17 protein-coding genes are annotated in these 19,194 nt (G+C 66.8%); 8 read left to right on the top strand and 9 right to left on the bottom strand.

Annotation, left to right across the window (positions count from 1 at the left end; genetic code table 11):
• Positions 1-18: 18 nt before the first annotated feature.
• The 4 genes from WFH00_RS05915 to WFH00_RS05900 form a co-directional block, all read right to left on the bottom strand.
• On the bottom strand, positions 19-828 hold the full coding sequence (locus tag WFH00_RS05915) for an ABC transporter permease (RefSeq protein WP_336659776.1): 810 nt from the start codon (positions 826-828) through the stop codon (positions 19-21).
• Positions 829-842: 14 nt separating this feature from the next.
• Positions 843-1,727 carry an ABC transporter permease gene (locus WFH00_RS05910; protein ID WP_336659774.1) on the bottom strand — a complete coding sequence of 295 codons (885 nt, stop codon included), beginning with the start codon at positions 1,725-1,727 and terminating at the stop codon, positions 843-845.
• A gap of 86 nt (positions 1,728-1,813) precedes the next feature.
• Complete coding sequence (locus tag WFH00_RS05905) at positions 1,814-3,001, bottom strand: extracellular solute-binding protein (RefSeq protein ID WP_336659773.1); 1,188 nt, start codon at positions 2,999-3,001, stop codon at positions 1,814-1,816.
• Positions 3,002-3,055: 54 nt separating this feature from the next.
• Positions 3,056-4,174 (bottom strand): ABC transporter ATP-binding protein, encoded by a 1,119-nt coding sequence (locus tag WFH00_RS05900; protein ID WP_336659772.1) that lies wholly within the window; start codon positions 4,172-4,174, stop codon positions 3,056-3,058.
• A gap of 171 nt (positions 4,175-4,345) precedes the next feature.
• Between WFH00_RS05900 and WFH00_RS05895 the strand changes: the two genes are divergently transcribed.
• On the top strand, positions 4,346-5,152 hold the full coding sequence (locus WFH00_RS05895; protein WP_336659770.1) for a FadR/GntR family transcriptional regulator: 807 nt from the start codon (positions 4,346-4,348) through the stop codon (positions 5,150-5,152).
• Between the two features lie 27 nt (positions 5,153-5,179).
• Entirely contained in the window at positions 5,180-5,920 is a 741-nt protein-coding gene (locus WFH00_RS05890; protein ID WP_336659769.1) for a hypothetical protein, read from the top strand.
• A gap of 132 nt (positions 5,921-6,052) precedes the next feature.
• Here the strand turns inward: WFH00_RS05890 and WFH00_RS05885 are convergent, their stop codons facing one another.
• Complete coding sequence (locus tag WFH00_RS05885) at positions 6,053-7,186, bottom strand: mannose-1-phosphate guanylyltransferase (RefSeq protein ID WP_336659768.1); 1,134 nt, start codon at positions 7,184-7,186, stop codon at positions 6,053-6,055.
• Positions 7,187-7,440: 254 nt separating this feature from the next.
• On the opposite strand from WFH00_RS05885, the gene sdhC reads away from it, so the two are divergent.
• Genes sdhC through WFH00_RS05860 form a run of 5 tightly spaced genes read left to right on the top strand, consistent with a single transcriptional unit; the run spans position 7,441 to position 11,963 of the window.
• Positions 7,441-7,857 (top strand): succinate dehydrogenase, cytochrome b556 subunit, encoded by a 417-nt coding sequence (gene sdhC / locus WFH00_RS05880; protein ID WP_336659766.1) that lies wholly within the window; start codon positions 7,441-7,443, stop codon positions 7,855-7,857.
• A 16-nt stretch (positions 7,858-7,873) separates the two neighbouring features.
• Positions 7,874-8,317, top strand: a complete 444-nt coding sequence (locus tag WFH00_RS05875) for a succinate dehydrogenase hydrophobic membrane anchor subunit (RefSeq protein WP_336659765.1) — start codon at positions 7,874-7,876, stop codon at positions 8,315-8,317.
• A 45-nt stretch (positions 8,318-8,362) separates the two neighbouring features.
• The gene (gene sdhA / locus WFH00_RS05870) at positions 8,363-10,195 is read left to right on the top strand and encodes a succinate dehydrogenase flavoprotein subunit (protein WP_336659764.1); all 1,833 of its coding nucleotides are present in this window, start codon (positions 8,363-8,365) and stop codon (positions 10,193-10,195) included.
• Positions 10,196-10,198: 3 nt separating this feature from the next.
• On the top strand, positions 10,199-10,966 hold the full coding sequence (locus tag WFH00_RS05865; protein ID WP_336659762.1) for a succinate dehydrogenase iron-sulfur subunit: 768 nt from the start codon (positions 10,199-10,201) through the stop codon (positions 10,964-10,966).
• A gap of 37 nt (positions 10,967-11,003) precedes the next feature.
• Positions 11,004-11,963: a YihY/virulence factor BrkB family protein gene (locus tag WFH00_RS05860; RefSeq protein WP_336659761.1), complete on the top strand. Its 960-nt coding sequence runs from the start codon at positions 11,004-11,006 to the stop codon at positions 11,961-11,963.
• Between the two features lie 120 nt (positions 11,964-12,083).
• Here WFH00_RS05860 and WFH00_RS05855 read toward each other — a convergent pair whose 3' ends face one another.
• From WFH00_RS05855 to WFH00_RS05840, 4 genes are all read right to left on the bottom strand, one after another.
• Positions 12,084-12,989, bottom strand: a complete 906-nt coding sequence (locus WFH00_RS05855; protein ID WP_336659760.1) for an ADP-dependent NAD(P)H-hydrate dehydratase — start codon at positions 12,987-12,989, stop codon at positions 12,084-12,086.
• Positions 12,986-14,779 (bottom strand): phospho-sugar mutase, encoded by a 1,794-nt coding sequence (locus WFH00_RS05850; RefSeq protein ID WP_336660218.1) that lies wholly within the window; start codon positions 14,777-14,779, stop codon positions 12,986-12,988. Before WFH00_RS05850 ends, WFH00_RS05855 begins: the two co-directional genes overlap by 4 nt.
• 324 nt (positions 14,780-15,103) lie before the next feature.
• Positions 15,104-16,555: a PucR family transcriptional regulator gene (locus WFH00_RS05845; RefSeq protein ID WP_336659759.1), complete on the bottom strand. Its 1,452-nt coding sequence runs from the start codon at positions 16,553-16,555 to the stop codon at positions 15,104-15,106.
• Positions 16,556-16,571: 16 nt separating this feature from the next.
• On the bottom strand, positions 16,572-17,801 hold the full coding sequence (locus WFH00_RS05840) for a flavin monoamine oxidase family protein (protein ID WP_336659758.1): 1,230 nt from the start codon (positions 17,799-17,801) through the stop codon (positions 16,572-16,574).
• 241 nt (positions 17,802-18,042) lie between these two features.
• Here WFH00_RS05840 and WFH00_RS05835 point away from each other — a divergent pair, with 241 nt between their 5' ends.
• Positions 18,043-19,173: an extracellular solute-binding protein gene (locus tag WFH00_RS05835; RefSeq protein ID WP_336659757.1), complete on the top strand. Its 1,131-nt coding sequence runs from the start codon at positions 18,043-18,045 to the stop codon at positions 19,171-19,173.
• The last annotated feature ends 21 nt before the right edge of the window (positions 19,174-19,194 follow it).

Below are 19,194 nucleotides of genomic sequence, written 5' to 3'. Positions count from 1 at the left end.
CGATCCGCCGCCCCCGGGCTACTTCACGTCGCTCGCCGCGGCCGCCTTCTGCGAGAAGTACACCGGGATGAGCGAGAGCAGAATCATCACCGTCGCCACAACGTTGACCTGGTTCACCTCGTTCGGGCGCGCCATCTGGTTCATGATCCACAGCGGCAGCGTCTCGACGCCCGGCGGCGCAGTGAAGATCGTCACGACGATCTCGTCGAAGGAGAGCGCGAACGCGAGCAGGCCGCCCGCGATGAAGGCGCTGCGGAACTGCGGGAAGGTCACGAGACGGAAGGTCTGGCCGATTCCCGCGCCCAAATCCATCGACGCCTCCTCAAGATTCGGGTGCATCCGGCGCAGGCGGGCGATCACGTTGTTGAACACCATCACCACGCAGAACGTGGCGTGAGCAATGATCATGCCCCAGTAGCCGACGTTGATGCCCATCGGCTTCAACACCTGGAAGTACGTGTTCGAGAGCGCGACACCGGTGACGATACCGGGCAGCGTGATCGGAAGCACGATGAGCAGGTTGACCGTGTTCTGCCCAAAGAACCGGAAGCGCTGCAGTGCGAACGCGGCGAGGGTGCCGAGCAGCAGCGCGATCGCCGTCGCAACGCCCGCGACGATGACCGAGTTCAGCACGGCCGCGTGCACGGCGGGGTTCGTGAGGGCCTTGCCCCACCACTCGAGTGAGAAGCCCGGGATCGGCCACCCCGACACTCGCCCCGAGTTGAACGAGTTCATGACGATCACGAACAGCGGGATGTACATGAACCCGAGGACGAAGACGGTGATCGCGGCGAGGAAGACCCGCGTCGTGCGGTTGAGTCGAAGCATGACTGGTTCTCCGGTTAAAGGTTGTTGATCGCGCCGGTGCGACGAACGAGCGCGAGGTAGATGATGACGAGCACGATCGGCACGAAGGAGAAGGCGGCCGCGAGCGGCGGGTTCAGGTTGATGTTCTGCGCAATGATGCTGCCGATCATCTGCGTGGATCCGCCGACGTACATCGCGGCGATGTAGTCGCCGAGGCTGAGGGAGAACGTGAAGATCGATCCCGCGACGAGTGAGGGGAGCAACAGGGGCGCGACGACGGTGCGGATCGTGCGAGCGCCGCTCGCACCGAGATCCGACGACGCATCGAACAGGTTCGTGGGGATCTGCGAGACCGCGGCATATACCGGAATCGCCATGTAGGGGAACCAGAGGTACACCAGGGTCAACACGACCGTGAGGAAACCGAAACCGGGCCCGCTGATCCCGAACGGAGAGAGCGCCCAGTTGAAGAAGCCTTCGTCGGTCCAGACGAGACGCATCGCGATAATCTTCACGAGGTAGCCGGCCCACAGCGGGAGGGTAACGAGCACCGCGAGCACGGCGCGCAGTTTCGGCCCGGCGATCTTCGCCATGAAGACACCGAGCGGCACCGCGAAGATGGCGCAGATCACCGTGACGCTGAGTGCGATCCCGACGGTGCGCAGGGCAGTTGACAGGTACGCCGGGACGGTGACCAATTGCTCGAAGTTACTGAGCGTGAACCCGGGCTTGACCCGTGAAGTGAACGGATCGGTGGTCCAGAACGCGGTGAGCAGCAGCAGCGCGAGCGAGAGGATGTAGACGCCGATGAGCCAGGTCATCGGGAGGGAGAGGAGCGCGGCGAGCCGGCCGCGCGGGTGGCGGTAGAGCGCCGTGGATACGGGCTTGGTGCGGCGCTCGAGAACGGGCTGGTGCGACACGGGAGTCCTCGCTGACAGGTGTGGTGGGAATCGGGGGTGCCGGGTGACCGGACGTGGCGTCCGATCACCCGGCCTGCATCAAGGGATTAGCCCTTGACGGTTGCCCAGGCGCTCGTCCAGTCCTGGTAGTTCGTGCACTGCACGTCATCGCGGCCGTCGAGGCACTGGTCGATCGGTGTGGTCCAGAACCACACCTTCTTGAAGTACTCCTCGTCGGTGGCGTTGTAGTAGTCGCAGTGTTCCTTGGCCTCGTCGCTCGTTTCGCAGAACGCGGCGTTGGCGGGCGCCATGCCGAAGTTCATTGCGATCTGACCGTTCACCTCGGGGGCACTGGTGTAGTCCATCCACGCGTAGGCACAGTTCGGGTGCTCCGCGTCAGCGGCGAGCATCCAGGCGTCGGACCAACCGGTCGAGCCCTCCTCGGGGAGCACGCTCTTGAACTTCTCGTCCTGCGTCGCCTTGCGCAGCACCTCCCACGAGGTGCCGACCACCGAGTTGCCGCCCGTGAACGAGGTGACGTTGGTCGCGGGCGACCAGTACTCCGACACCATCCCGTTCTGCTTCTTGAGCAGGTCGACCGCAGCTGCGAGCTGCTCCTCGTCGAGTGCGTAGGGGTTCTCGATACCGAGGTCGGGCTGCGTCGCCATGAGGTAGATCGCTGCGTCCGCGATGTAGATCGGGCTGTCGTAGGCGGCGATCTTGCCCGCGTAGGGGCTGTCCTCTTCCCAGACGACATCCCAGCTCGTCGGCTCCTGCGTAACGACCTCGGAGTTGTACTCGAGAATGTTCGCGCCGCGGCCGATCGGGATACCGTAGACATTGCCATTGAGAGTGTCGTACAGCTGGCCCTTCATGCCCTCGACGATGTCGTCGCCGAAGTTCGGGATCAGCTCAGTGTTGAGCGGCTGGACGTTGCCGTCGACGATGAGTCGCAGGCTGGCATCACCAGAGGCGGAGACCAGGTCGTACTCACCGGTGCGCATGAGCTGAACGGCTTCGTCGCTCGTTGCGAAGACCTTGCGGTTCACCTTGCAGCCGGTTTCCTCGGTGAACGCGTCTGACCACTCCGGCTCGACGAAGCCGGACCACGCGAGGATGTTGACCGAATCTTCGGTTTCTCCGAGGTCGTCCATCATGGGAACGTCGGGCACATCGATCTGGAGGCCGCCGGCCTCGCCGCCGCCTCCCGAGTCGCCGCCACTGCTGGCGCAGCCCGACAGGGCCAGGCCGACCGCGGCGATGAGCGCTGCGGGGGCAAGCAATTTCTTATTCATCGTTACTCCTTCGTGAACGGGGTGTTGGGTGGAACGTGAAGTCTTGCGACCGTGTCAGCTGGACGAAGCTGTCGAGCCAGCGGGCGCGCCGGTCGCCTCAAGTGCATTCGGCACGACCACGGCGTGGTCTCGGTCGAAGCGCACACTCACGGCGTCGCCGCGCGAAATGCTGGAGCTCGTGCGAGGTGTGTGGGTGTTCTGCTGCTCCGAGATGAAGCGCGCACCGCCCTCCGTCTCGACGAGGTACCGCGTGTGCGCTCCGGCATAGACGGTCTCGAGTACACGGCCGGGCAGTGAGATGCCGCCGGTCTCGAGCGGCGCAGTGGGATCCGCGAGCCGCACCCGTTCCGGACGAACGCTGTGCGGTGCCGCCTCTCCGAGGATGCGCTGGGCATGCTCGTCGCGGAGGAGATTCGTGATCCCGAGAAAGCGGGCGACGAACTCGGTCTGGGGAAACTCGTACACCTCGCGCGGGCTGCCGACCTGTTCGATCTTGCCGTTGTTGAAGACCGCGACCCGGTCCGAGAGCGTCAGAGCTTCTTCCTGATCATGCGTCACGAAGACGAACGTGATGCCGACTTCGCGCTGGATCTGCTTGAGCTCGAACTGCATCTGCTCACGGAGCTGCTTATCGAGCGCTCCGAGCGGCTCGTCGAGGAGGAGCACCTGAGGGCGCAGGATCAGGGCGCGCGCCAGCGCGATGCGCTGTCGCTGCCCGCCCGAGAGTTGCGCGGGGGAGCGGTCGGCGACGTGCGCGAGTTGCACCTGTTCGAGCGACTCCTTGACGAGCCGTGAGCGCTCCGCCTTGCCAACGCCGCGGACCTTGAGCCCGTACGCGACGTTCTCGGCGATGGTGAGGTGCGGAAAGAGCGCGTAGTCCTGGAAAACGGTGTTGACCTGGCGGTCGAACGGGGCTGACCTGGTGACGTCCTCCCCGTGCAGGGCGATGCTTCCGGCGGTCGGCTCCTCGAAGCCGGCGATCATTCGGAGCACGGTGGTCTTGCCGGACCCCGAGGGGCCGAGCATCGAGAAGAACTCGCCGGCGCGGATGTCGATGTCGAGATCCTTCACCGCCACGAGGTCGCCGAAACGCTTCTCAACACCCCGGATGGAGACGGCGATGCCGTCGGACGCGGGGGATGGCGTGGTGGGGCCCGAGGGTTCGCGGGTCATGCGGTGCTCCTCAACTTCGTTGTCGAACCAATGGCAAAACCATAATATATGGTTTTAGAGGTTTTGGTGTGTCGGGTCTTGCTCGAGTTACGGTTTGGTTACAGTCTGAAGCGGGTCCACAGCGATGGCGTGGCAGACTCGTTGGGTCGGCGAACAGTGGAGGAGAGCGCGATGGTCCAGCCGGTTCCCGCTTCCCCGCCGAGTCGGCTTCGCACGGCAGCGCTCGCCCCGATCGGCGAAGAAGGGCGCATTGAGCTTGTAGAGGCGCGGATCGTCCAAGCGATCTCCGTCGGAGCGTTTTCAGAGGGGGAGCGCCTCCCGAGCGAGAACGAGCTCTCCGCACTCCTCGGCGTCGCCGTTGTCACGGTGCGCGAGGCGCTCGGCGCGCTCCGCCATCGCGGGCTTATCGAAACGCGGCGAGGGCGTAACGGCGGCAGCTTCGTTCGCCCCAGCCACGGCGCGGTCGAGGAGGTCAACGCGCAGGCGCTGATGGTCATGCCGCGTGTGGCGCTCGCGGATCTCGGGGTGCTTTACGAAGCCATCGCGGCGGCGTGCGCCGAGTACGCGTGTCAGAGGGCAACGCCCGAGGAGCTCGACATCGTCGCGCTCGTGCTCGAGCGATCGCGCGACCTGGATCGAGTTGTGTGGCGCCGGCGCGTCACCGAGGTGCAACTCGAGCTTGCGGCCCTCAGCCAATCAGTGCGCCTGACGAACGAGCACGTGCGCGTGCAGACGGAGTTCACGCCGCTGCTCGCGTTGCAAGACATTGACCGCGACGCCCGCATGCAGACGCACGAGGCATTGGTAACGCAGATCCGCGCGACCCGTGCCGGCGACGAGGACGCCGCGCGATCCGCCGTACGGGAGACCGTGCGCGCCTCGGTCCGCTGGCTCGTCGAGTTCCGTGCCGAACTCCTCGCTGCGCCGCGTGACGGCGGACTTCGTGGCACACTGGAGGCGCGTCGTCGGGAGGGGTGATCCTCTGACGGCCTCGAAGGAGAGGAAGTGAGACCCTTGAACGCGTTGCCTGATACGACCGAAGCGCCGCAGCAGTCGGCGTTGCGCTACGTGGATGACTTCTTCGACGGTGTCTTTGCGCCGCTGGAGCGGTGGCTGCCGGGCCTCGTGGCCACGCTGCAGCAGCGTCAGAGCGAGGGGCGACTTACGGGAGGCCAGCTCGCGGCGCTGCTCGAGGCCGGCGCAAACGAGGTGCTCGACACCTCCGATCGGCCCATTTACGGCGCGGGCTTCTGCGCGAGCGGGCACCTCGTGACGGAGGGGAACCCGCTGGCCTGGTGGCAGGGCCAGCAGCGCGGGCTCCTCGCGTCTTCGACCTTCGGGCCCGGTCAGGCGGCGATCGATCTGGTGCGCCTGGAGTGGTACCGCGTACCTGAGGCCACCGGTCAGCGCCATGTCGCTGGGCCGTTCGTCGATTACCTCTGCTCCAACGAGGTCACCCTGACCTCCGCGATTCCCGTGTCCGTAGCCGGCGAATTTTGGGGAGTCGCGTGCGCGGACGTGCTGGTGTCGTCACTCGAGGATGCGCTCCACCCGATGCTCGCGACCTTCGCAAGCACGACCCTCGTGAACGCGAGTGGCCGAGTAGTGCTCTCCAACGAGCCCGACTTCGAGACAGGTGATCGCTATCGTGGTCTCCCTTTCGGATCGAGCGCGGCTGACCTTACTGAGGGGCGACGGATCGTGTCTTCCCGCAAGTACCCGTTCTCGCTCGTGATCGCGGAGTAGGGGCACCGCCCATCAAGCAGTGGATCGCCCGTCGCGCGGGTCGAAACGCCGCGTTCTGACCCGTTTCACGGGCGATCCACTGTCTGACAGGTCGAGCACAACTGAGCCGCCCGTGCCGCGAGGAGCGCACCGCTAGAGCAGGTGGCCGCCGCCGTTCACCTTCATGCGGTTGACGAGGTTTTTCACGTCTTGCGCGCGACTCTTCGACGTGACGAGGAGCACGTCGGCTGTGTCGACGACCACGACGTCCTCAACGCCGACGAGCGCGACGAGCCGGTCGCTCTCCGAGACGACGATGCCGCTCGAGGCGTCCGAGAGCACCTGAGCCCCGTCACCGAGCACCGCGAGGTCGCCGCCGCGCCCCCCACGGGTCAGCAGGTTCGCGACCGAGGCGAAGTCTCCGACATCGTCCCACTCGAAGTGCGCCGCGACGCAGACCATCTTGCCGGCCGCCGCCGCAGGCTCCGCGACGGTGTAGTCGATCGCGATCTTCGGCAGCGTCGGCCACAGCCGCTCGCGCACCTCGGCGCCGCGCTCCGTCGACCAAGCGGCAGCGATCTCTCGGAGCGCGGAGACGAGCGAGGGCTGCTGCAGCGCCATCTGATCGAGGAGCACCGTGGCGCGAGCGATGAACATGCCTGCGTTCCACAGATATCGGCCATCCTCGAGATACGCTTCCGCCTGCGCCGCGTCGGGCTTCTCGACGAACTCGGTAACGTCGTACACGTCATAGGGTGCGATGTCGCGGCGCGCTTCACCGCCCGCGATGTACCCGAAGCCGGTCGCCGGGTGAGACGGATGGATGCCGATGGTGGCAATGTAGCCGCGATCCGCCGCCTGCACCGCCGTGGTCACCGCGCGCTGGAAGAGCACGTCGCCGCGGATCACGTGGTCTGCGGCGAACGAGCCGAGGATCGCGTCGGGGTCTCGCAGCTCGAGGATCGCGGCGGCGAGGCCGATCGCAGCCGACGAATCTTTGGGCTCGCTCTCCGTGATCAGGTTGTCTGGCAGCAATTCCGGGAGCTGCTCGGCGACCGAGCGGCGGTGCGAGTTGCCGGTGACGACCATGATGCGCTCCGCGGGAGTCAGCGGAGCCAGGCGATCCCAAGTCGTGCGGAGCAGCGAGTTGCCCGAGCCGGTGAGATCGAGGAGGAACTTCGGAGCGTTCGCCCGTGAGAGCGGCCACAGCCGGGTGCCCATGCCACCCGCAGGAATCAGGCAGGTCAGTCGCTCGATCGCGGGGATGGGCGACTCGTTGTTGCTCATATCCGTCAGCCTACTGCGCCGCTTCGACATGCGTGCTGCTTGCGCTGGGGGTGTAACGCTGCCACTTCTCGGCGCGCTTCGCAAGCCCGTCGGTGCAAGCGCCCGGCGTGTCAGGGGCGCCGCGGAATGGTGCCATAATGGTGGGCGCAGTGGATTCTCAGCCATGCCCCGCGTCGGGGCGACCCGCGCATGGCGAGATGGCGATGTCAGCCGCCGGGTTGCCTCTCGGCGATGCCGGACGAAGGAGGAAGCTCGTGACAGCCCAAACGGCAGAAGCCGCACCCGTGGCGAGGAAGAAGGTCCGCCCCGGCGGAACCCTGTACCGCGGGAACGAGGGAATGTGGTCCTGGGTGTTGCACCGGATCACGGGTGTCTCGATCTTCTTCTTCCTGCTCGTTCACGTGCTCGACACCGCACTGGTGCGGGTCAGCCCTGAGGCGTACAACGCCGTGATGAGCACGTACAAGACTCCGGTGATGGGTCTCGGCGAGGCCGTGCTCGTCGCAGCGATCGTCTTCCACGCCTTCAACGGCATCCGCATCATCCTCGTCGACTACTGGCGCAAGGGTGCGAAGTACCAGCGCACCATGTTCTGGGTCGTTATCGCCCTGTGGGTGGTTACGATGGCCGGCTTCCTGCCCCGCCATCTCATGAATGTATTCGGGCACTGAGGGCGAGGAGGAAGCCATGGCTATGACTGTTGATGCCCCCCGTTCGCAGGCGGCGGCACGAAAGACCACGAACTGGGAAAAGTGGGGCTGGGTGTACATGCGCGTCTCCGGCGTGCTCCTGCTCGTACTCGTCTTCGGACACCTGTTCTCGAACCTCATGATCGGTGACGGCGTTCACGCGATCGACTTCGGCTTCGTCGGTGGCAAGCTCTCGCAGCCGTTCTGGAAGGTCTGGGACACGCTGCTCCTGTGGCTCGCGCTCATTCACGGCGCGAATGGCATGCGCACGATCGTGAACGACTACGTCACGCGCCGCGGCCTCGCGAAGGGCTTCAAGTTCGCGCTCTTCCTCTCGACGGCCCTCCTCATCCTGCTCGGAACCATCGTGATCTACACGCTCGATCCGTGCCCCGCCGGAGCCGATCCGTCGCTCGTGGCATCGTTCTGCCCGGCGCCGTAAGGCCCGCGCGAAGCACTGGATTTCGACTCGAAGAATAGGACTCACGTGAGCACCAACACCCATCAGGGCGAGGAAGTTACTGTCAAGGACGGCGTCACCTACCACCAGTTCGACGTGGTGATCGTCGGCGCGGGCGGCGCGGGAATGCGCGCAGCGATCGAGGCAGGCCCGAAGGCGAAGACCGCGGTCATCACGAAGCTGTACCCCACGCGTTCCCACACCGGCGCGGCGCAGGGCGGCATGGCCGCAGCGCTCGCCAACGTGGAGGAGGACAACTGGGAGTGGCACACCTTCGACACGGTCAAGGGCGGCGACTACCTGGTCGACCAGGACGCCGCTGAGATCCTCGCGAAGGAAGCGATCGACGCGGTCATCGATCTCGAGAACATGGGTCTGCCGTTCAACCGCACGCCCGAGGGCAAGATCGACCAGCGCCGCTTCGGCGGGCACACCCGTGATCACGGCAAGGCCGCGGTCCGCCGTGCGTGCTACGCCGCGGACCGTACGGGGCACATGATCCTGCAGACGCTGTTCCAGAACTGCGTCAAGCTCGGCGTCAACTTCTTCAACGAGTACTACGTGCTCGACCTCGTGATGACCGAGGTCGACGGGGTGCGCAAGCCCTCGGGCGTCGTGGCCTACGAGCTCTCGACGGGCGACCTGCACGTCTTCCAGGCCAAGTCGATCGTGTTCGCGACCGGTGGCTTCGGCAAGATCTTCAAGACCACCTCGAACGCTCACACGCTGACCGGTGACGGCGTTGGCATCGTCTGGCGCCAGGGCCTCCCGCTCGAGGACATGGAGTTCTACCAGTTCCATCCGACGGGTCTGGCGGGTCTCGGCATCCTCCTCACCGAGGGTGCTCGAGGCGAGGGCGCGATCCTGCGAAACGCCTCGGGCGAGCGCTTCATGGAGCGCTACGCCCCGACGATCAAGGACCTCGCGCCCCGCGACATCGTCGCGCGATCGATGGTGCAGGAGGTGCTCGACGGTCGTGGCGCCGGCCCCCACAAGGACTACGTCTATCTCGACTGCACGCACCTCGGTGCGGAGGTGCTCGAGACGAAGCTCCCCGACATCACGGAGTTCGCTCGTACCTACCTCGGCGTCGACCCAGTGACCGAGCCGGTGCCGGTCTTCCCGACCGCGCACTACGCGATGGGCGGCATCCCCACGAACAACGACGCAGAGGTGCTCTCGGACAACACGACCGTGGTGCCCGGCCTCTACGCCGCTGGCGAGTGCGCCTGCGTGTCGGTGCATGGCTCCAACCGCCTCGGCACCAACTCGCTGCTCGACATCAACGTCTTCGGCAAGCGCTCGGGCAACAACGCGGCTGACTACGCCAACCGCGCCGAGTTCGTTCCGCTTCCGGAGGACCCCGCGAAGATGGTTCGCGAGATGGTCGAGCGTTTCCGCGCTGGCACCGGCACGGAGCGCGTCGCTGATCTGCGCCGCGAGCTGCAGGAGGCCATGGACCGCGGCGCCCAGGTGTTCCGCACCGAGGAGTCGCTGACCGAGGTGCTCGGCGTGATCCACAACCTCCGACTGCGCTACATGAACGTTGGCGTGCAGGATCGTGGCAAGCGGTACAACACGGATCTGCTCGAGGCGATCGAGCTCGGCTTCCTGCTCGACCTCGCAGAGGTGCTCGCGTACACGGCGCGTAACCGCAAGGAGAGCCGCGGCGGCCACATGCGCGACGACTACCCGAAGCGCGACGACGAGAATTACATGCAGCACACGATGGCCTACCTCTCGGGAGACCCGCACTCCGCGGACCCGGAGGACCACATCCGCCTGGATTGGAAGCCCGTCGTGGTTACGAAGAATGATCAGGGCGAGTTGAGGTACCCGCCGCTGGAGAGGAAGTACTAGGTCATGAGCACTGCAACCGCTGAAGCTCCCGCCTCCGACGCTCCCGAGGCGCCGAAGCCGTTCACGGTCACCCTGCTGGTTCGCCGCTACAACCCCGAGTCGGGGCGCGAGGCGTACTGGGAGGACTTCGATGTCGAGATGTACCCGACCGACCGTATCCTCGACGCCCTGCACCGCATCAAGTGGGATCAGGACGGCTCGCTCGCGTTCCGTCGCTCCTGCGCGCACGGCATCTGCGGTTCGGACGCGATGCGGATCAACGGCCGCAACCGACTCGCCTGCAAAACGCTGATCAAGGACCTCGATATCTCGAAGCCGATCTACGTCGAGGCGATCAAGGGTCTGCCGCTCGAGAAGGACCTCATCGTCGATATGGAGCCGTTCTTCGCCGCATACCGCGAAGTCCAGCCGTTCCTCGTCTCGGGCACCGCGCCCGAGGGCGGCAAGGAGCGCATCCAGTCGATCGAGGATCGCGAGCGTTTCGACGACACCACCAAGTGCATCCTGTGCGCCGCATGCACCACGAGCTGCCCGGTGTTCTGGACGGACGGGCAGTACTTCGGCCCCGCCGCGATCGTCAACGCGCACCGCTTCATCTTCGACTCGCGCGACGAGAACGCGCAGGTGCGCCTCGACATCCTGAACGACACCGAGGGCGTGTGGCGTTGCCGCACCACCTTCAACTGCACCGACGCGTGCCCCCGCGGCATTCAGGTGACGAAGGCCATTGCCGAGGTGAAGGCAGCGATCCGCACCGGCAAGACCGCGTAACGGCCATCCTGTCCCGGCGACGGGTACAGTTGCGAGCATGACAGCGCCCCGCGATTCCTCCGCTGCAGCGGAGGGACGCGGGGCGTCTCGCGTTTCTCGCGCCATTGTGCGCGGCAGGCACCAGGTGAGCTGGGTGCACCGCCTGCACCCCGTACGCGCGTATTTGCACTTCACCGACGTCGGAGGGCCCGTGCTCGCGGGCGGCATGAGCTACCAGGCGCTCTTCGCAGTCTTTGCCGCGCTCTGGCTCGGGTTCGGGCTGTTCGGCATCGTCCTGCGTAACCGGCCCGAGCTGCTCGAGACAGTGATCTCCCAGATCAACCTTTTCATTCCGGGCCTCGTTGGCGGGGGAGGCGCGGTGAGCGTGGGCGAACTGATGGCCGCCTCCATCGACTGGTCGAGCGCGATCGCGGGCGCGGTGCTGTTGTGGATCTCCATCGCGTGGTTCTCAGGCACACGGCGGTCGATCCGCCTCATCTTCGGACTGGAGGTACGCCGCTACCGGAATCCCGTGCTCCTGAAGCTCCGCGATCTCGTGCTCGCGATCCTGTTCCTGATCGCGTTGCTGGTGTCGGCCGCGCTTACCGTGCTGAGCTCCAATGCCGCCGATCACGTGTTCGCCTGGCTCGGCGTCGCCGACAACTATTGGCTCCTCGGCACGCTGGGGGCGGTCGCGCGATACGCGGCCGTCTTCGTGTTCGACTTTCTGCTGATCGCGGCGATGCACCGCTTCTTGGCCGAGATCCTGGTGCCGCGGTGGCATCTCATCACGGGGTGCGCGCTGGGCGCACTTGCGCTGCTGGGGCTCAAGGCGCTCGCAGGGTTGCTCGTCGTGGGCGGCACGAACAATCCGCTGCTCACGACATTCACGGTGTTCGTCGGCCTGTTGCTGTGGTTCAACCTCATCTGCCGCGCGCTGCTGCTCACGTCGTCGTGGATCGCGACGGGCCTCGACGAGAACCTCGGCCGCTCCGCGGGCGGCCTCCTCGACCTCTAGCGCATCGCCTTCAGCAGCGGATCCGCCTCCATCAGAGCCGAGGGTCGAGAATCCGTACTGTTGAGCCTGAAGACGCTGATGAGGGGCTTCGGCTCAGCACCGCGCGGGGCAAGGGAGGAACTAAACGACCGCGGCTGTAAGCGCGGCGAACGCGGCCGGCGTCGATTCCGCAACATCGAGTGCGGTGATCGGGCGCGTTCCTTCGGAGGCGATGCGAGCGGCACTGTCGTGGAGCAGCGCGGCCGTCGCTCCGAGCTGCGCGAGAAGTTCCGGATCCTGCCCGACCTCCTCCGCCCGCGACGCGACCAGGGCTCCGAGTATCCCGGCAAGCACGTCGCCGGTGCCGGCGCTCGCGAGCCAGGGCGTTGCGGGCCCGATCCGCCGCCGGAAGCCGCCGGGGCTCGCAACGACCGTGACCGAACCCTTGAGCAGAACGGTCGCTCCGAGCGCATCGGCAAGCCTCCCGGCGAGCGACGCGCGAAGTTCGCTATCGGGCGTCCGGGGGTCCCAGCCGTCGGGGAGCGCACCAAGCTCGCTCGCCTGCCACAGTCGCTCGAACTCGCCTCCGTGCGGGGTGAGGATCAGCGGGGCGTCATCGCCCCGCTCCTCGTGCACCAGATCGAGTGCGCCGGCATCGACCACCACAGGTGCGCTGCCCGCCAGGAGCGTACGCAGTTCGTGAGTTTCGGCCGGCGAGCGGAGCGCGGGGTCGGTTCCCGATCCGATCAGCCACGCGTCGCACGGTCGCCCCGGCGGCGGGCCGATGACCGTCTCGGGGCGAGCCGCGAGTACCGCGACCGCGGGCGACGGCAGGCCGTAGGGAGCAGGTCCCTCGTCGACGGGCGGCACGTATCGCACCATTCCGACCCCGGTGCGCCAGGCTGCCGAGACCCCGAGCACCGCAGCGCCGGGAAACTGCGCCGCTCCCGTTCGCACGCCGAGCACGCCGCGCTGATACTTGTCGTCAGTCTCAACAGGAATGCGTAGCTGCGCAGCGGCGTCGGCCGCGCTCCACTCGGCGATCATGCGCCCTCGCGCGACGCACCGCTATCGCGCTGCACCTCGTCGAGGAGGTGACGCACGGCGCGCTCGAGTTCCTCCAGGGAGCGCTCGGCGGCACCGCGACGTTGCTGCGCGGATCCCTCGTCGCTGAACGTGTCGAGGTAGATCTTGAGTTTCGGTTCGGTGCCGCTCGGGCGGATCATGACGCGAGAGCCGTCGGCGAGGTCGAACCGCAGCACGTCTGCGGGCACTTCGGCCTCGCCCCGGTTCAGGAGATCGCGCGACCCGCGCACGGAGGTCTCGCCGAACGCGCGAGGCGGGTCTTGCCGGATACGGCGGATCAGAGCGCTCGCGTCGGCCATCGAGGGGAGGCGGACCGTGACCTGCCCGCTCGCGAAGTGGCCGAAACGCTCGCTCGCCTCATCGAGACGGTCCCAGACCGTGCGACCTGTCGCAGCGAGCTCGCGGAACATGGCGATCGCGTCCGCACTCGCGGAGATGCCGTCCTTATCGCGGACGATCGCGGGGTGCGTGAGGTAGCCAAGCGCCTCCTCGAACCCGAAGATCAGGCGAGGAACGCGTGAGACCCACTTGAAACCGGAGAGCGTTTCGGCGTAGTCGATCCCGTACGCCGCCGCGACCGCGCGGAGCGCCGGCGAGGACACGATGGTGCAGGCGAGCGTGCCGGCCACCGGGATGCCGCGCTCGGCCGCCCGAGCAACCGCACGCTCCGCCGCGCGCCAGCCGAGCAGCAACCCGAGCTCGTTCCCGGTAAGCCGTCGGTACCCCTGGGCTTCACTGCTGTGAAGCGCGGCGATAGCGAGGCGATCGGCATCGGGGTCGTGAGCGACGATGAGGTCTGCGCGAGCCGTCCGAGCGGTGCGATACGCGAGATCCAGTGCACCGGGCTCCTCCGGGTTCGGGAAGTCCACCGTCGGGAACGCGCCGTCCGGATGGATTTGCTCGATCACGGGTACGACGCGGGGAAGGCCGGTCGCGGCGAACACCCGCTGAGCCAGGGCCGCCCCCACACCATGCATCGCCGTGTACACGACTTTCGGCTCGACATCCGAGCCGACCGCAACACCGGGTGCGTCTTCACGCTGGGGGAGACCGGCGAGCACGGCTGCCGAGGTCTCCGCGACGTAGGCATCCGCGACACCGCGGCCGAGCGTCGTGTATCCGTGCGAGCGCACGAGCTCGGAGACCGGGCGCTGCGCTGCGCGATCGATGTGGGCCGCGATCTCCGCGTCCACCGGCGGCACGATCTGCGAGCCGGCGTCGTCGCCGCCGAGATACACCTTGTAGCCGTTATCGCGAGGGGGATTATGGCTCGCGGTGATCATCACGCCTGCTGAGACGTCGAGGTGGCGCACCGCGAACGCCGTGAGCGGGGTGGGGCCCGCTTCCGGGAGCAGATAGGCGTTGACACCGGCCCCTGCGAAAACCTCGGCGGCGTCACGGGCGAAAATCGCAGAGCCGACCCGCCCGTCATAGCCGATCACGACGGAGGGCGCATCACCAGAGCCTCGACGTTGCTCGACCTCGAGCAGGTACGCCGCGAAACCGGCGCTCGTCTGGGAGACGACGACGCGATTCATGCGGCCTGGCCCCGCGCCCAGCCGACCCCGCAAGCCCGCGGTTCCGAAGGAGAGCCGACCGCCGAACGCCTCAGCGAGCTCGCGCTCCGCCTCGGCGTCGCCACGGCGCGTGCGCTCGACCAGTGACCGGGCCTCGGCGCGCGTCGACGAGTCGATATCCTGCGCGGCCCAGATCTCGGCTTCGGCAATCAAGATCTCGCGTTCGGAGGGCATATCGCTCTGAGCGCGCGGTGCTTCCTGCGCGCGCGATCCTGCGTCCGCTGCGGTCATGCGGCCGCCTCCCTTCCCCGGTCCATACCGAACTTCAAGCTACCACTTCCCCACGCGTGCGAAGATGGACCCGATGCCCTGCGCAGGGCTCTCGACGAGAGGATTCCTTGATGTGCTCACCCATCCGCTGTACCCGATGCAATAAGGTCACCTGGACGGGCTGCGGAGAGCACGTTGAGCAGGCGCTCGCCGGGGTGCCGCGGAACGAACGCTGCACCTGCGAGCGCTAGAGCGCTAAAGCGCTAAAGCGCTACGTTCTCAAGAACCTCACGGCGCGGGAGCGCCTGGCTCGCCACCCGCACCGCCGCCCGGCGGTCGCCCGCTCGACTCGAGATCGCCGCTCGCGATGGCGGCCTGCACTGCGAGCCATGACTCTGAGGTGTCCTCGATCGACGACAGGTCGCGGTCGATGATCTTCTCGATACGCGATATGCGCGCGACGAGGGTCTGCCGATGCACGAAGAGGCGCTCGGCGGCCCGCACCCACCCGCGATTCTCCTCCAGGAAGACCCGCAGCGTGTGCATGAGCGCAGTGCCGCGCTGCTCGTCGTACGTTCGCAGGGGGCCGAGCACCTGCCGCCACATACTGCGGAGCTGCTCCGTGTCGTTCGGCAGGAAGAGTGACGCCGTGGTGTGCTCTTCGAACCGCAGCACATGGCCGGTTTGGTGGGGGCGGATCGCGGCGCTCCGCGCCTGTCGCAGCGCCGTCGCCAGCGCCTCGAGCTCATCGAAGCGCTCGCTCACACCGATCGGGGCGTCCGCGCTCGCCAGGGTTTCGAACACCGGCAGGATGCCTGACTCGGCTCCAGCGAGGATGACCAGCTGGTGATCCTTGATCGTCGCGAGTCCCGGGACTCCCGCGGTTGCCAGGGCTTGGTGAGCGTCCTCATACCCGGCGCGCGGATCCTCGACCTGCCACACGGCGAGGAGATACGGCGCCTCGACACCGTACGCATCGACGAGATGCTCCGACGGGGCGGTCGGGAGCGAAGCGTTGCAGAGGTCCGCGAGGAGCAGCGATCCGTGCATGCGCTCGTTGCGTTTTGCCGCGACGCCGATCGAAATCGCGTTTCCGACGATGCTCGCGACGTGGTGCAGCTGGGCGGAATCCACGGTGCCCCCGGTGTCGAAGCGCAGCTCGGACCCGCCCGGCGCGACGAGCGGGAGCGCGTACGTGCCCGGCTCAGGGTGCGCGATGACACTCGGAGTGGCCGCCCCGGTCACGGGCTGCAGAGTCAGCGATCCGCCCAGGATTCGCCCGAGCTCCGCGAGCAAGTCCTCAATGGGCCCCTCGATATCGTGCGCACCGAAAGCCCGGTAGAGCTCCTCCGTCGTCTGTAGATCCAGCGCTTCCGCCACCGCCTTCGCGATCGCGATGAACGGCACCTCGGGGCCGCTCGTCAGGGCAGGAAAGCCGAGCTGCGCGATGTAGGCGAGCGTGGGCTCCGTCAGCGAGACCGGCGATCGAAGCGTGTCGAGCACGAGACCCGCGATGCCGGCCTCGAACATGCCGCGGAGATACGCGCACTGCTCGTCAGTGGTGCTCGGAAGCGGGATGCCCGTCGTCATGACGAGGCAGCCCGCCCCCACCCAGCGCCAAGGATCCGGCTGTTCATACGCGTGCGCCCACGTCACGGGACGCTGCTCGCCGACCCCGGGAGTCAGCGAGGTCAACTGCAGCTCCGGCACGTCGAGCAGCGAGCGAACGGTGAACGTCATCCGAATCGGCGCGCGATCACGCTAAGGGACCGCGAAGCAGAGCGTCGGCCGCACGGTACCCGGACGCGACGGCGCCCGAGAGCGACTGGGCGAGGCCCGTGTGCTCACCGGCGACCGCCACGCGGCCAGCCGGCGTCTCGAAGGCGAGCGCGTCGTCGACGCTCCACTCGAGGTTGGGAGCGGTGTAGGAGCCCTGCGTCCACGGGTCATCGGCCCAGGTCGTCAGCAGCGGATCCCCGTCGAGTTCGAGCTCCGGGCGCATCCGCTGCAGGGCGCGCGTCCATCCCTCGGAGCCCTGCTCCACGCCGAGCGCTTCGAGCGCGAACGGGCCACCCGCGAAGGAGGAGAGCGCGTTGATGCGGTGCTCCCCATCGATCGACATGGATCGCCACGACCACCAGGTGTGATCCGGATTCTGCAGCGCGATGTCGTCGTCGACGCGCTTGAGCGGCACACCGAGCTTCGCCGCGACACCCATGAAGCGGTGATCGAGCGCTCGCTGCTGCGCCTCGGGCAGCGCGAAACCGAGTTCGAGGCTGCGCAGCACCGGCAGCGGCACCGACACGACGGCCGCGTCGGCGTCGAGGCGCGACCCGTCGGCGAGAGCGACCTGCACCCCGGAATCCGACTGATCGACGCCGGTGATGGGGTGTTCCAATCGCACCGCGTCGCCGAGCCGACGCGCGAGCTCGATCGACAGGGACTGATTGCCGCCCACGAAGCGTCCACCGTCTTCGATATACCCTCCGACCGTCGAGGATTCATGCAGGAGTACCGCCTCCGCGCTCACGAGCGCGGGATCCGCCGCCGTCGAAGTGGTCGTGCGACGGTACACCGGATCGAGTCGGTAGTCGGAACCCAGAGCCTCAGCGAACGCGCGCTCGAGAGACACCGACGTCTCTCCATCCGCGATCATGCGCGCGAGGGTTTCGCTCACGAGCCGCGAGGTCGCACCGAGCTCGTCGAAGGAGATCACGCGTCCATTGACCGTGCGTCGACCGTAGCGCACCCCGTGCGACATGATCGGCACGCCGACCTCGGCCGACAGCTTGCGGATCGCGAACTCCGTGGGAAAGACGTACTCGCCACCGCGTTCGGTGACTTCGCCATTGTCGAGCCGGTGCGACCAGGTGCGACCGCCTACTCGGTCGCGCGCCTCGAGCACCGTGCAGCGGTGCCCCGCCTTCGTGAGCTCCCAAGCCGCCGTCAAGCCTGACAGTCCCGCTCCAATGACGACAATATCCATGCGTGTTCCCCTTCGAACTCCTGCGATGCCGCTCCTATCGTACGTATTCGCACGGTCGAGCTCGATCTGCGCAGTCACTGTACAGATGAAAACTTATCTTCGTACACCTCGGCGAGGCGAGCACATACGAAGTTATGAAATGCGGCCGGCGCGGTAACGAAGGCGTAACAGCGCGGGCATCAGCGGGGGCGGCGGCTGGTACCTTCAGTGCGTCCGAACACAACGAAGTGAGGCATGAAGCATGTTGAAATCGAAGAAGGTTGCCGCACGGCGCGGCATTGCCGTCGTCGCCGGTGGCGCTGCACTCGCACTCGCGCTGGTCGGCTGCAGCGGAGGCGGCGGCAGCGAGGAGGCTGCTCCGGAACGCGATCTCGGTACGCCGGTCGCGGGCGAGGTGCCCGAGGGCGCATTCGACGGAGTGACCCTGACGTTCGCCGGATCCGGCGGAATTTTCCAGGACGGTCAGACCGAGGCGATGTGGGATCCGTTCGCCGAAGCTTCGGGCGCGACCGTCAATCAAGATGCGTTCGACTCCGGGAAGCTCAAGGCCATGGTCGACGCCGGCAACGTGACCTGGGACGTGGTCAACGCGACCCAGTTCGACACGGCACGCGGCTGCGGCACGCTCTATGAGAAGTACGACTACGACCAGGTCGACATCTCGAAGATTCCCGAGGGCACGATCACGGATGATTGCATGGTGCCGCAGATCGTGTACGGCCTGGTCGTCGCGTACAACACCGAGGCGTTCGGCGATAACCCGCCGACGAGCGCGGCCGATTTCTTCGATACCGAGAAGTTCCCGGGCAAGCGCACCGTGAGCCAGTCCACCTACGTCGATCCGCAGACCGTCGAGTTCGCGCTGACCGCGCAGGGCAAGGACGTCAACGACATCTCGGTCGACGACATCGAGGGCGCGTTCGACATGTACCGCGACCTCGGCGACGACGTGATCGGCTGGACGACGGGCGCTCAGGCGCAGCAGCAGCTCGAGGCCGGCGAGGCCGTGATGGGCCTCGTCTGGTCGGGTCGCGGATACGGCGCCGCAGACGCCGGTGCACCGGTCGCCCCCATGTGGGACGAGTGGATGCTGATGGTCGACTCGAACGGCATCCCGAAGGGCGTGAAGGACAAGCAGGCCGCCCTCGCGATGGTGAACTACTCGCTGGGAGCCGAACAGCAGGCGAAGATGAGCGAGCTCACCTCCTACGGTGGGGTCAATGTCGACGCGAAGCCGGAGCTCGACGAGACGCTTTCGGACTGGATGGTGACCGATCACATGGACAGCGGAATCAAGCCGAATGTTGATTTTTGGGTTGAGAACTACGACGCGCTCGCGTCGGCGTGGGCCGGTTGGGCGACGGGTAGCTGATCCGCATGACTGAAATGTCTC

It is taken from the genome of Leucobacter sp. USHLN153 (genome assembly GCF_037145615.1).
Classification (GTDB): domain Bacteria; phylum Actinomycetota; class Actinomycetes; order Actinomycetales; family Microbacteriaceae; genus Leucobacter.
The sequence above is the reverse complement of the archived record's forward strand: the minus strand, read 5'-3'. Positions and strand labels throughout refer to the sequence as shown.